Below are 12,908 nucleotides of genomic sequence, written 5' to 3'. Positions count from 1 at the left end.
TCGCGCGCTGCGTTCCATCGTGCATGCGGTTTCGGATGTAGATGGGGTTATATATACCGGGAACTCGGTCTGAAAAGGGTTAGCAGGGGTGGAAACCGAATAAATGGCGCAGAATCTCACAACAATCGGCTTTGATGCCGACGATACGCTCTGGCAGAACGAACGCTTCTACAAGATGACGCAAGACAGATTCGCCTCCCTGCTGGCGGATTATGCCGAGGCCAACCACCTTGATGAACGCCTCCTCGCCGCCGAAAGGCGCAATATCGGGCACTACGGGTTTGGTATCAAAGGCTTCATGCTCTCGATGATCGAAACCGCGGTCGAGGTCACAGATGGCGCCGTGCCGGGGCGCATCATTGCGGAAATTCTCGAAGCGGGCCAAGAGATGCTGTCACATCCGATTGAGCTGCTCCCGCATGTTCGCGAAACGGTTACCGAACTCGCCGTCGATTACCGGATCGTGCTGATCACCAAGGGCGACCTGCTGGATCAAGAGCGCAAGCTGGCGCAATCGGGGCTGGGCGAGCTGTTTGATGCCGTGGAGATCGTTTCTGACAAGAAACGCGACACCTACGCCCGCATCTTCAATGGCCACCCGCCGGGGGCTGCGATGATGGTCGGAAACTCGATGAAATCTGATGTTCTGCCAGCGTTGGAGGCGGGGGCCTGGGGCGTATTCGTGCCACAGAATCTCGGCTGGGCCCTGGAGCATGCCGAACCGCCTGAAGGCGAAATGCGGTTTCGCGAATTGGCTGATCTGGGGGCGCTGCCTCAACTGGTGGCCGACATCGGCCAAGGTATCTAGCGGCCCCGGCCAAAACCCCCACCACATCTTGCGATGTTGCTGCGATGCAACCTTGCAAAGCCATTAAAATGCCCTGTTTTCGCAACAAAATTCCTGTGCTAGCGTGCAACCAATCAACAAGAATAGCTGACCGAGAAAACTCGGCGGCAATGAGGCAGTAAAAGGCAGGCGCGCAATGACGACGCTGGGGCAGAAGGGCCGGTTTGGCCTTCTAATCGGTTTATTGATTCTAATGCTGTTCGGCATCTCGCTGCGGGCAGGGGCTGCACCCTACGCCGCAATGGTGATTGATGCGCGATCGGGCGAAGTGCTGCATTCACGCAATGCCGACACGCGGTTGCATCCGGCATCCCTCACCAAGATGATGACACTCTACATCGCCTTTCAGGCGGTGGAGCATGGCGAGGTCACGCTTGATACAAAGTTCCTGATCTCCAAGAAAGCCGCCGCCGAACCGCCCTCGAAAATCGGTCTTCGGGCAGGGCAACGGGTCGCTTTGCGCTACCTTATCCGCGCGGCTTCGGTCAAATCGGCCAACGATGCCGCCACCGCGATCGGGGAAGGGCTGGAAGGCTCCGAAGCTGCTTTCGCCCGCCGGATGACCCGCACCGCAGAAGCCCTGGGCATGAGCCGCACAACCTTCAAAAACGCCCATGGCCTCACCGAGAATGGCCACATGTCCACCGCCCGTGACATGACAACACTCGGGCGCCACCTGTTTTATGACTACCCCGAGTATTACAACCTGTTCTCGCGGATGAGCACCTCCACCATGGGCAAAACGGTTTACAACACAAACCGCCGCTTCCTTGGTTCCTACAAAGGGGCCGACGGGATCAAAACCGGGTATACCCGCGCGGCGGGCTTCAATCTGGTGTCTTCCGCCCAGCGGGGCGAGGAGCGGGTGATCGCCACGGTGTTCGGCGGGCGCAGTTCTGCCGCGCGCAACGCCAAGATCGCTGAGCTGCTTGACCTTGGCTTTCGCCGTGCGCCCACACGCGTCGCCGTGCGCAAACCGCGCAAGCCTGCTTATGTGAAGGGCGGCGGCAACGCCCCGGTGGCCATGGCAACGCTTGAAAGCCCCTCGAAGGCGCCGCAAAGCGGCGATGGCATCTACAAGGGCAAAACGATTCGTCTGCAACGCGCCGTGCTCAAATCCATCCGGCCCATGCGCCGTCCGGGAGCCGATGAGCCTGCCGTGTCAGAAGAGCTGTTGCTAGCGCTGTCAGTCGAGATTGATGACGTGGTGAAGACCGAGGCGGCCAAAGCGGCTGAAACCAAGGCCGTGGAACAAGTGGTCCTCGCCTCCGTCCAGCCTCTCGCCCGTCCGCAGGACGAAGAGCAAACCATCCCCGGAAGCGCTGGCGATCTTGAAATGGCGATTCGCGAAGAAAGCGGCGGCTTCACTGCAACGGGTGGCCCCGCGCTGGCCCGAGTGCTGGTTCCCAAGCGGCGCCCGCAGCGGTCTGAGCCGGTGCTTGCTTCCGCGAAACCGATCAAGGAAGTGTCTGCCGCGCCAGTTCAATTCGCTGCCGCCCATGCCGCCACGGCACCGATGCCCAGAACGACCATCGAACCGGCGCCAGAGCAGCCGCGTGTGATCACCCGCGTCTCAACTTCGGGCGGCAAGCACTGGGGCATCAGCCTTGGAAAATACACCTCGCGCTACAAGGCCGAGCGTGTGCTCCTGAAGACCGCTTTGAAAGAGATGGAAACGCTGGATGGAAGCCTGCGCAAGGTGGCCAATCGCAAAGGCGGCTTCGAGGCGACCTTCCTCGGCCTCTCCGCTGAACAGGCCCAAAACGCCTGCGCGCGCCTCTCCGCCCGTGGCACAGAGTGCCGCACCATGGAGCCGGGGAACGGCTAAGCGCCTGCACCGCACCACCAGCTAGCGCCCGCAGGGTCCACGCAAAACACCCCGGTGGCGACGGCCTGATCGCCACCGCTCCCGGCGCCAAATCCGGCGTTACCTTCCTTCCGCAAGTCGTGGGTCTTCCTGCTGCTGATCCTAGTGCGCCACCCGGCGGCCTACATGCCGAAATTGCCCCGCCTGATGGCCGGGGAGGAGCCTGAAACGCTTGGCCAGATTCTGTCGGTGGTGGGCGATCAATCATCGCCTGCCCCGCAGGAGTGAAGGTGTAAGCGGTGTGATCTGCATCGGCCTCTCGGTCCGGCACAAGCTTTGACATCAAACGCGGGTTCAACCGGCCGGGCACCGCAGCCCGGCTCCAAACACGCTCGGGCAAGCGCCGATCATTGCCGCCGCCCGCCCGGTTAACCTATGCCCGACACGTCAAATGACGTGTGCATGGGTTGTGCATCGGTTGTGTATCGCTTGTGCAAGCTGTCTTTTTACGCTTAACGCCGCTCGCCCCCGCAAAGCAGCCTAAGGCGCAAAATGGCCCCTGTCAGAGCGTCAGCAAAGGCTCTCCGCCGCGCATCGCACTGACAGTAAAGCCTTTTTCGGTTTCTTCCAGCTTGAAGCCATAGCCCAGCAGCCGATGCTTCAACTCACGGTTCGAAACCGAGTGCTGTTTTTCGCGTCTGACCAGTTCCCTAACGTCGTCCATTTAGCCATTCCCCTTGAAATATCAATACCTTACGGGTGAATGCTTCACCCCCACATGATGCAGAATGCTAAGGGTGTTTGTCAGGACTTCAGCAACAACGCAGCATTTTTGGGGCAATTGTCCCCGGATCGTGCAGCTAGTTGAAATTCTTGCGGTAAGGCGTGGCATCAAGGTGTTGCCTGCGGCGGAGTTTGGCGCGCTTTTCGGCCATAACCTCTTCTCTGGGGCGCCATGCATAGTCCGGGTCTGCCCTGGTCGGCGTCCAGGTCAGCTTCCCCCCCTCGCGCCAAGGGTCCACCACCATCCCGGAAAACATGTCATCCCCCTTGGCGCTGATGATCGCTGTGGAGTGTTCCAGCCTTAGCGGGTTGGCGGGCGTGGCGATTGCACGATGGATTTCAAGGGTTTGGAAGTTCTCGGCCTTCAGACGCTTTTCCATGTCCTCGGCCCAATGGCGGCAAAGCCCGCGCGGCTTTAGCCCCATGTTTACCTTCGTGTTGTGAACTATCGGAGGGTCGGTGATCTCATAGGCCTGCGCCAGTTCAGCGGTATGACGGTACGAAATCGCCGCCGCCCGCGCTGCCTCATCTTTACGCACATTGGGGTTCATCTGCATGAGCGCCTCGGTCATAGCCTCAACCCCATCCCGCCCCACCTCCGGCGCCCCGCCACAAGCGGTCAACAACAGGAGACCAATCACGGCAGTCAAGCTCTTGATATTAAACATTTAAAATTAGCCTTCGCGCTCCGTCCTCCCTTGAGCTAACGCATCAAGTGGCCCCTTGTCGAGATGGTGGCTGCCAACCTTTTTGTGACTGGGGCGCAGAGGCTGCATCAGGGCACAACGGGTGGCTAGGAAAGCACAACGCAAGCGAGCGAACGCATCATCCTTGATGTTGAGAAAAGGTGGCCGTTTCCGGGCTGGATGGCGCTGTGGCGCGAATGCGTTTCGATATGCCGATTATGGGGTGGCATCGTCGAAGTTTATGGGCGCACTATCACCACTTCTGTAGCCAATTGAGAGTTTGCCGGATGAGGTTTGGTCGAACCAGACATGCAGAATTAACCATCATCGGAACCGCGCCCGCATGTGTGAGTAGCCCAAAATTCCCTACCGTCCGCATTTGCCAAATCGCTGCTGAAAGCAGCAACCGTTTGGCGGTGTTTTCAAGGCGAGCCTAATTAAATGGGCCGATGGTGGTTGAGAGTGGTCATTCGAACACGTCAAATCGCTCGTCTTGGGCTTCTTTAAGCACCCGTTCGGCAAGCCAGCGGTGAGAGTGGCCGGGAAAGGCCTGGCCAAAACGGCGGATGAGCCGCGCATAGCCGTAGCCCATCTCCGATGCCTTGCAGAGGCGTTCGCCCTGTTCGGTCTCATGCAGGGCCAGGCCACCGCCTGCCGGCACAAGCTCGTATCCCTGTTTCCGCAAGCGGCGGTTCAGGTCTCCCCAGCTTTGGGCCGCCGCGAAGGCCGGGGCGAGGAGCGCGCTGAGGCGTGCGACGAGCTGCTCATCCGCCCTTCGAGGCGTCTTCGCAGGCGGATGGCGGCGGCGCAACTCGCGTTTAACGGCATCGCGCAAGAGCTGCCCGACCGAAACGTCATCCTTTTGCGCTTCGGACATCAGGCCCGAAATCGCTGCTTCCGACAGTTTGAATGAAATACGCTGCATGCGATTGAGCCTGCGGCGATTCGCGTTAACGGACCCTTAAAGCCCGGCCTCCGAGGCAATCTGCGCGCGGCTTTTGCGCTCTCGCTCCGTGTCGGACTTCAGCTGCCCGCAGGCCGCCATGATATCCTCACCGCGCGGTGTGCGGATGGGCGAGGCATAGCCCGCTTTGTAGACGATATCGGCGAAAGCCTCGATCCGCTGCCAGCTCGAGCGTTGATAGGGCGCGCCGGGCCATTCGTTGAACGGAATGAGGTTGATCTTGGCGGGGATGCCGGAGATCAGCTTTACCAGCCGCCGGGCGTCCTCGTCGCTATCATTGACCCCGTCGAGCATCACATATTCGAAGGTGATGCGCTCCGAGTTTGACAGCTTCGGATAGGCCTTGAGTGCCGCCAGAAGGGCGTCGATATTCCATTTCCTGTTGATCGGCACGAGGGTGTTGCGCACCTCATCGGTGGTGGCGTGAAAGCTCACCGCCATCAGGCAGCCGATCTCCTCGGCGCAGCGGGCAATCTCGGGGACCACACCGGAGGTCGACAGGGTGATCCGGCGGCGCGACAGGGATATGCCCTCACCGTCCATGGTGATTTTCATCGCATCGCGCACGGCGTCAAAATTATAAAGCGGCTCGCCCATGCCCATCAGCACCACATTGCTCAGCAGGCGCGGGCCGTTTGCATCGGAACCCTGGCCCGGTTCCGGCCATTCCTCAAGGTCGTCGCGGGCCAACATGATCTGCCCCACGATCTCGCCCGCTGTCAGGTTGCGCACCAACTTTTGTGTGCCAGTGTGGCAAAACGAGCAGGTGAGGGTGCAGCCAACCTGGCTGGAAATACAAAGCGTGCCGCGATCCTCTTCGGGGATATAGACCGTTTCAACCTCATGGCCACCGGCGATCCGCACCAGGTATTTGCGCGTGCCATCGGTCGAAAGCTCGCGCTTCACCACCTCGGGCACCTCGATCACAAAAGCCTCGGCCAGCTCGGCACGATAGCTCTTTGAGAGGTTCGTCATCGTATCAAAATCGCGAACGCCCCATTGGTATATCCATTGCCAGACTTGGTTGACCCGCATCCGCAACTGCTTCTCTGGCGTGCCGATTGCGCGCAGGGCGTCTGTCAGGCCATCACGGGTGAGGCCGACCAGATTGGTTTTGCCGCCTTCGGGCAGCTTGCGCGGAATGGTTGCCACGTCTTGCGTGATCGGGGCGGAGGCCTTGGTCATGGCGCTCGGGCTCCTGAATAAGGGGTCAGATTTGGGCTGTTGGTGCGCACATAGGGCCGCGCGGCCCATATTGCAAAGAGAATCTTACAGCTGGAAGCGCCGTGCCATCTCTTCCAGCGCCTCTCTCTGCCTTGGGCCAATGCTGCCGCTATCGGCGCTCGCGGCCATGTTCAGCACGCCCATCAACGGCTCAACAGCGGCCGTGCCGTCCAGCCGTTTCAGTTTCTTAACGATACGGCTGATCGCGGGATCGGGGCCCTGGCACTGGGCCACCAGCCAGCGGCCAAGGATTGCAGCCTCTTTGGCTTCGCCCAGATCAACACGGTAGTTCTTTTGCAGCCCTTGCAGGATGGCGACTCGCTGGCCCCTGGTGGGCAGATCATCGAGGGAAACAAAGGCCTCGGCGATGCCGGCGGCGGCCACCACCGCATTTTCGATGCCATCTACCGGATGCTCGCGTTTGCGCAGCTTATAGCCAAACCGTCGGGCGGCGGAGCGCACATCTCCGGCCACGCCCATCAAATCGCCCGCCATATCGGCGGCGCCCTTCATGCGGGAATACCAGACATAGGCCGCCGTCAGCAGCGCGAGGGCGCCAAGAATAAATGGCATGAGGCGGCAATGCTCCTGAAGAGAATACTGCCGCCAGATTACCGCTATTGGGGTTCAGATCAACCGCCGCAGCGCTTTTCGGCTTCCTCCAGTGCGGCGGTGAAGCCCAGAAGCGAGAAGGTGTCTTTGGTTTGCGTGCCGCGCCCGGACCGTGCTGTGAGCGTGGCCGTTGAGCCTCGCTTCATCGCGGTGATGATTTTGGCATCGTCCTGCGGGCTGGCTGACCAGGCCCACTCACCCTCGGTGAAGAGCTCAAACTGAGTGCCGCCGATATCAAGGTTCACCGTTGAGCCGCCCGCAAAGGGATAGCCCCCGGTGAAGGAGACCTCGCCACCACCGCCACCGGGGCGATAGGTGACAAACAACAGGATGTCGCTTCGACGCACCGCCACAACGTTGCCGCCGCGGGTGTTCACGGTTTCCTTTGGTGCCGAGACGCCCCAGCATTCCTTGGGGCTGTCCTCTACGAAGACCGACCAATCTGTTTTGGCGGCCACGCGGTTGTCGCTTTCCTGCGCGATGCCTGTGCCCGCCGACAATGCGATGCCTGCCGCCATGATTGCGGCGATAACCCGGTTTTTCATGTGTCCCACAGCCTCCAGCTGCCTCTGCCTCAAGCCCTTCGCCTGCCTGCCGTTTTGAGCATGGTGGCGAATGTCATTTCAATGTGCTCTTGCGCAATGTAACGTAATTCCGCCGGATGGGGAAAGCCCTCTTGGCAGAATTTCGCTGACAAGTAAGAGAGGTGTGGCGTGAGCGCTGAGCTATTGGTCGAGGTGACGCGGGGCGATCGCGTGGAGTCGGTTCATATGGGCCATATTGCCGTGGTCAACGCGGCAGGTGAGCTTGTGGAGGGATGGGGTGACCCATCAGCGCTGGCCTACCCGCGCTCCTCCTGCAAAATGGTGCAGGCCTTGCCGCTTTTGCGCACGGGTGCTGCGGATGATCGTAGCCTTGGCACCGAGCAGCTTGCCCTGTCTTGCGCCTCTCACAACGGGGCGTTGATCCACACGCGCCCGGTGGCCCGCTGGTTGGCCGCGCTGGATTTGAGCGAACCGGCGCTGCGCTGCGGGCCTCAAGCCCCCGGCGACAGGCCCGCGCGTGAGGCGCTGATCCGCGCCGGTGATATCCCCAACCAAACCCACAATAACTGTTCGGGCAAACATTGCGGCTTTCTCACTCTGGCCAGCCATCTTGGCGCGGGGCCGGAATACCATGAGGTTGACCATCCGGTGCAGCTTGCGGGCCGCGCTGCGCTTGAGGAGATGTGCGAAGAGCACAGCCCGGCCCACGGCATTGACGGCTGCTCGGCTCCCAACTGGATGGTTTCGGTACGCGGTATGGCCCATGCGATGGCCAAGTTCGCCAATGCGCCCGAAGGCAGCGCCGAAGCGCGGCTCACCCAGGCGATGATGATGCATCCCGAGTTGGTGGCGGGGGAGGGGCGGGCCTGCACCGAGCTGATGCGCGCCGCCGGTGGCCGCGCCGCCGTGAAAACCGGGGCCGAGGGCTATTTCAATGCGATTCTGCCAGAGCTTGGGCTTGGCATCGCGCTGAAAATATCAGACGGCGCAACCCGCGCGGCAGAATGCGCGATGGCCGCGCTTCTGGTGCGCTTTGGCGTGTTGCAGGCCGATGATCCGGCGGTGCTCAAACGCTCAAACGCAACGCTGACCAATTGGCGCGGCCTTGAGGTTGGCACGGTGCGCCCCGCCTTCTGAAGGGCCGACAGGTGGCGCGGGTTACACCGTGAAATCGGTCTTCGCGTAGCCTTGCAGGTAGAGCAGCGCCGTCAGATCACCGTGGTTGATCCGCAAACTACATTCAGCGGCAACCACGGGTTTGGCGTGCAGAGCCACGCCCGCCCCGGCCCGCCCCAGCATCCCCAGATCATTGGCGCCATCGCCCACCGCCATCACATCGCCTTCGCCAATGCCCAGCCGTGCGGTGATATCTGCAAGCGCCTGCACCTTGGCTTCACGCCCAAGGATCGGGGTGGCAACCTCCCCGGTGAGCTTGCCGCCTTCAACGATAAGGGTGTTGGCGCGGTTTTCGTCAAACCCAAGCTGCCGCGCCACCGCGCTGGTAAACGCCGTGAAACCGCCCGAAACCAATGCGCAATAGGCCCCGCTGGCCTTCATCGTGGCGAGCAATTCACGGCCGCCGGGCATCAGCGTGATCCGCTTGTCCAGCACCTCGCCGATCACCGTTTCCGGCAGGCCCTTCAGCAAGCCGACCCGCTCACGCAACGCACCGTCAAAATCCAGCTCGCCGTTCATCGCGCGGGCGGTGATCTCCTTCACCCGCTCGCCAACGCCTGCTTCCTCGGCCAGTTCGTCAATGCACTCCTGCTGGATCATCGTGCTATCCATATCCGCCAGCAGCATCTTCTTGCGGCGCGCCTTGGCGGGCTGCATGGCCAGATCAATCCCCATGGCCTGCATGTCTTCCCACACCTGCCACAGGTTGGCGGGTGCCACCTCAAGCGTAAATTCCGCCGCCTCATCAGGCGCAAGCCACTGTAGATCGCCCCCGCCCCAAGCATTGCGCAGGGCTTCGGCGGCGGCAGGATCCAGCGCGGGGGCGGCGGGATTGCTCAACAGGGTGGCGACAAACATGGCATCAGTCCTCGAAATGGCGATTCGCGCGCCATAGAACAGCCGACAGGGGGGGAGGGCCAGCCGGTTTTGATCCAACGCATTTTCATTTTCGCCCGGCGCGGGCACCATCGGGCAAGTGCCACCAGCAAGGAGCGCCACCATGAAAATCGGAATCGTCGGGGCCGGCATGGTTGGGAGCTCGGCCGCATATGCGACCGCGATGCTGGGAAAAGCCCGCCATATCGTGCTGGTTGATCTTGATCCCGCGCTCGCCCGTGCGCAGGCCGAAGACATTGCCCACGCCATGCCCTTCGCGGCGAATTGCGCCGTTGAAAGCGGGGAGTATGCCGCTCTGTCAGGGGTAGATGTTGTTATCATTGCCGCCGGGGTGAGCCAAAAGCCCAGTGAAACCCGGCTTGATCTGCTGGCCCGCAATGCGGCTGTGTTTCGCACCGTTGTCGGCGAGATCGAGCGCCATGCCCCTGCGGCCCTGCTGCTGATCGCCTCCAACCCGGTGGACATCATGACCGGGATCGCCACGCGGCTCTCGGGCAAGCCCGCAGGGCAGGTGATTGGCTCGGGCACCATCCTTGATACCGCCCGTTTTCGTCATCTGCTGGGCGAGGCGCTGGGCGTCGATCCGCGGTCTGTTCATGCCTATGTGCTGGGGGAACATGGCGACAGCGAGGTGCTGGCATGGTCTTCCGCCCGCGTTGGGGCGCTGTCATTGGCCGAGGTCGCCGCGCAGGTAAATCGCCCGTTGGATGCGGCCATTAGGGCGCGGATCGACACTGGCGTGCGCCGCGCCGCCTACACGATTATCAAAGGAAAAGGGGCCACTTACTATGGCATCGGCGCCGGGTTGACGCGGCTGATCGGCGCTATCGGCAATGATGAGGCCTCGGTCCACTCCGTCTCGATCCTCACCCCCGAGGTCGCCGGGATCTCCCAGGTGCCGCTTTCATTGCCCCGCCTGATCGGCGCTGCTGGCGTTCTGGCTGATCTGCCGCCGGAATTGTCCGCCGAAGAGACCGCCGCATTGAGACGAAGTGCCAAAATGCTGAAAGACACGCTGGACGCATTGCCGCTTGCCTAAGACTCCTCGGTGATTGACCCGCCGCACAACGCCGGATCGGCTAATTCATCCGTCGAATCCGATGAATCCCTCCTGAAAACAATCACAACCCCGGGTTTTTGCGCTCTTTCGCCTTGATTTGTGCCAAGCATCGGCGCATCTACTGCCATGCCTGCCAAAAATGAGGCAGGAGCGCAACAATGGAGTGATCATGGCCAAGGAAGAACTGCTCGAATTTCCCGGTGTCGTGAAGGAGCTCCTGCCAAACGCGACGTTTCGGGTCGAGCTGGAAAACGGCCACGAGATCATTGCGCATACGGCAGGAAAACTTCGCAAAAACCGCATCCGGGTTCTGACCGGAGACAAGGTTCAGGTGGAGATGACCCCCTATGACCTGACCAAGGGCCGCATCAACTACCGCTTCCGGTAAGATGCGCCTGATTCTGGGATCTGGCTCGCCGCGCAGGCGGGAGCTGCTCGCCCAGCTTGGCGTGGTCCCGTCCGAGGTCCGTGCCGCCGACATTGATGAAACCCCCGCCAAGGGTGAGCTGCCCCGCCCCTATTGCGCCCGTATGGCGCGCGAAAAGGCCGAGGCGTTGCCCCCCGAAGCGGGTGAAATCGTGCTCACAGCCGATACCACCGTTGCGCTTGGCCGCCGCATCCTTGGCAAGCCCGAAGACATGGCCGAGGCCGAGGCTTTTTTGTGCGCGCTCATGGGCCGCCGCCACCGGGTAATCACCGCCGTTGCGGTACGCACTGCCACCGGGTTCTGGGAGCGTGACGTGGTGACAGCGGTGCGCATGAAGCGCCTGTCGGACGATGAAATCACTGCCTACCTCGCGTCTGGCGATTGGGAGGGCAAGGCCGGTGGCTACGCCATCCAAGGCCCGGCTGGCGCGTTTATCCCTTGGATTTCGGGAAGTTACTCTGCCGTCATGGGGCTCCCCGTGGCCGAAACGGCCCAGCTTTTGGTGGCCGCAGGCTATCCGCTATACCGAGGTGACGCATGAAGGGCCGCCAGATCATCCTGGACCATTTGGGCGATGTTGAAGCCGCCGCGCTGATGGTTGACGGCAAGCTCGACGATCTGCTGATCGACCGCCCCGGCGCGCCCCGCCCCGGTGCCATCTATCTTGCGCGCACCGAGCGGCAGGCGAAAGGGCAGGGGGGCATCTTCCTTGCTGCGGGTGATGAGCGGTTTTGGCTGCGCCAATCCAAGGGCCTCAGCCCCGGCGAGGATCTTTTGGTGCAGGTTTCTGGCCACGCCGAGCCGGGCAAGGCCCCTCCCGTTACCCCCAGCCTCACCTTCAAATCGCGCTATGTGATCGTCACGCCCCATGCACCGGGCGTCAATATCGCCCGCCGTCTGCGGGATGAGGATGAGCGTGACCGCCTCAAGCTCGTGGCGTTGGAGGCACTGGCTGGCCGTGACTGGGGCGTGATCCTGCGCTCCTCTTGTGAAGGGAGCGACGCTGACGAGATCGCCGATGACATCGCCCAGATGGTTGATCTTGCAGCGCAAACCCTCGATTATAAAGGCCTACCCGCGCTTGTGCATGAGGGCGATGGCCCGCATTTGACCGCTTGGCGCGAGTGGACCGCCCCCGCCGAGGTGGTGACTGAACCGGGCGGCTTTGAGCACCATGGCGTGCTCGATGCGCTTGCAGGCCTGTCGCGCCCGATGATGCGCGCCGAAAGCGCCACGCTCTACATCGAGCCAACCCGTGCCCTTGTGGCGGTGGATGTGAACACCGGCGCCGATATGTCCCCCGCCGCCGCGCTCAAGGCCAATCTCGCCGCCGCCAAGGCCCTGCCGCGCGGGTTGCGCCTGCGTGGCCTCGGGGGCCGCGTGGTGGTTGATTTCGCCCCCATGCCCAAAGGCCAGCGCCGCCAGTTGGAACAAGCGCTTAAAGCCGCCTTCCGGACCGATCCAATCGAGACGGTCCTCGCCGGATGGACGCCGCTCGGCCAATATGAAATGCAACGAAAACGCGAGCGCCTGCCGCTTGCCGAAACGCTACCCAAGGATCTGAAATGAGCTGTCCGATCTGCGCCAAGCAGACAGATAAAGCCTACCGCCCCTTCTGCTCACGCCGCTGCGCCGATCTTGATCTCGGCAAGTGGCTAACGGGCGCCTACGCCGTGCCATCGCAAGACCCCGATGACATCGAAGAAGCCGCCCGCCTTGGCACCGAAGACACGCCGCCAAAGCCCCACTGAAATTTTCGCCAAGGCCCCTTGCCAAGCCCCCACACGGGCCGTAGAAACGCGCGACCCCAAGAAGGTGCCCTGCACCTTTCCCGTGCCCGGGTAGCTCAGGGGTAGAGCAGTGGATTGAAAATCCTCGTG

Annotated in this window: 15 protein-coding genes; 8 read left to right on the top strand and 7 right to left on the bottom strand. The window is 61.8% G+C overall.

The genetic code is table 11. The annotated features are described in order from the left end of the window. The first annotated feature begins 103 nt into the window (after positions 1-103). Positions 104-808: an HAD family hydrolase gene (locus P1U55_RS09825; RefSeq protein WP_301047400.1), complete on the top strand. Its 705-nt coding sequence runs from the start codon at positions 104-106 to the stop codon at positions 806-808. 232 nt (positions 809-1,040) lie between these two features. Beyond that, positions 1,041-2,675: a D-alanyl-D-alanine carboxypeptidase family protein gene (locus P1U55_RS09820; protein WP_301047435.1), complete on the top strand. Its 1,635-nt coding sequence runs from the start codon at positions 1,041-1,043 to the stop codon at positions 2,673-2,675. Between the two features lie 541 nt (positions 2,676-3,216). Here P1U55_RS09820 and P1U55_RS09815 read toward each other — a convergent pair. The 6 genes from P1U55_RS09815 to P1U55_RS09790 all read right to left on the bottom strand — a co-directional run bounded on the left by P1U55_RS09815 (position 3,217) and on the right by P1U55_RS09790 (position 7,468). Next, positions 3,217-3,378, bottom strand: coding sequence for a hypothetical protein (locus tag P1U55_RS09815; RefSeq protein ID WP_301047399.1), 162 nt, complete (start codon positions 3,376-3,378; stop codon positions 3,217-3,219). Between the two features lie 136 nt (positions 3,379-3,514). Next, the gene (locus tag P1U55_RS09810; RefSeq protein WP_301047398.1) at positions 3,515-4,009 is read right to left on the bottom strand and encodes a hypothetical protein; all 495 of its coding nucleotides are present in this window, start codon (positions 4,007-4,009) and stop codon (positions 3,515-3,517) included. A 580-nt stretch (positions 4,010-4,589) separates the two neighbouring features. After that, positions 4,590-5,048, bottom strand: coding sequence for a hypothetical protein (locus P1U55_RS09805; RefSeq protein WP_301047397.1), 459 nt, complete (start codon positions 5,046-5,048; stop codon positions 4,590-4,592). A gap of 36 nt (positions 5,049-5,084) precedes the next feature. Further along, positions 5,085-6,272, bottom strand: a complete 1,188-nt coding sequence (gene rlmN, locus P1U55_RS09800; RefSeq protein WP_301047396.1) for a 23S rRNA (adenine(2503)-C(2))-methyltransferase RlmN — start codon at positions 6,270-6,272, stop codon at positions 5,085-5,087. A gap of 84 nt (positions 6,273-6,356) precedes the next feature. Further along, a complete protein-coding gene (locus P1U55_RS09795; protein ID WP_301047395.1) occupies positions 6,357-6,884 on the bottom strand; it encodes a hypothetical protein in 528 nt (175 codons plus the stop codon). 59 nt (positions 6,885-6,943) lie between these two features. Beyond that, positions 6,944-7,468 (bottom strand): invasion associated locus B family protein, encoded by a 525-nt coding sequence (locus tag P1U55_RS09790; RefSeq protein WP_301047394.1) that lies wholly within the window; start codon positions 7,466-7,468, stop codon positions 6,944-6,946. Between the two features lie 168 nt (positions 7,469-7,636). On the opposite strand from P1U55_RS09790, the gene P1U55_RS09785 reads away from it, so the two are divergent. After that, positions 7,637-8,605 (top strand): asparaginase, encoded by a 969-nt coding sequence (locus P1U55_RS09785; protein ID WP_301047393.1) that lies wholly within the window; start codon positions 7,637-7,639, stop codon positions 8,603-8,605. 21 nt (positions 8,606-8,626) lie between these two features. Here P1U55_RS09785 and serB read toward each other — a convergent pair whose 3' ends face one another. After that, positions 8,627-9,502 (bottom strand): phosphoserine phosphatase SerB, encoded by an 876-nt coding sequence (gene serB, locus P1U55_RS09780; RefSeq protein WP_301047392.1) that lies wholly within the window; start codon positions 9,500-9,502, stop codon positions 8,627-8,629. Between the two features lie 142 nt (positions 9,503-9,644). On the opposite strand from serB, the gene P1U55_RS09775 reads away from it, so the two are divergent. The 5 genes from P1U55_RS09775 to yacG all read left to right on the top strand — a co-directional run bounded on the left by P1U55_RS09775 (position 9,645) and on the right by yacG (position 12,779). Beyond that, a complete protein-coding gene (locus P1U55_RS09775) occupies positions 9,645-10,580 on the top strand; it encodes an L-lactate dehydrogenase (RefSeq protein ID WP_301047391.1) in 936 nt (311 codons plus the stop codon). 187 nt (positions 10,581-10,767) lie between these two features. Next, the gene (gene infA, locus P1U55_RS09770; protein ID WP_366943043.1) at positions 10,768-10,989 is read left to right on the top strand and encodes a translation initiation factor IF-1; all 222 of its coding nucleotides are present in this window, start codon (positions 10,768-10,770) and stop codon (positions 10,987-10,989) included. Between the two features lies 1 nt (position 10,990). Further along, positions 10,991-11,569, top strand: a complete 579-nt coding sequence (locus P1U55_RS09765; RefSeq protein ID WP_301047390.1) for a nucleoside triphosphate pyrophosphatase — start codon at positions 10,991-10,993, stop codon at positions 11,567-11,569. Then, positions 11,566-12,597 (top strand): ribonuclease E/G, encoded by a 1,032-nt coding sequence (locus P1U55_RS09760; RefSeq protein WP_301047389.1) that lies wholly within the window; start codon positions 11,566-11,568, stop codon positions 12,595-12,597. Before P1U55_RS09765 ends, P1U55_RS09760 begins: the two co-directional genes overlap by 4 nt. Further along, the gene (gene yacG, locus P1U55_RS09755; protein WP_301047388.1) at positions 12,594-12,779 is read left to right on the top strand and encodes a DNA gyrase inhibitor YacG; all 186 of its coding nucleotides are present in this window, start codon (positions 12,594-12,596) and stop codon (positions 12,777-12,779) included. The genes P1U55_RS09760 and yacG overlap by 4 nt, the downstream gene beginning before the upstream one ends. Positions 12,780-12,908 lie beyond the last annotated feature (129 nt).

This window comes from Vannielia sp. (assembly GCF_029212645.1).
In the GTDB taxonomy this organism is placed as follows: Bacteria; Pseudomonadota; Alphaproteobacteria; order Rhodobacterales; family Rhodobacteraceae; genus Vannielia.
This window is presented reverse-complemented; position numbering and strand designations above follow the sequence as displayed.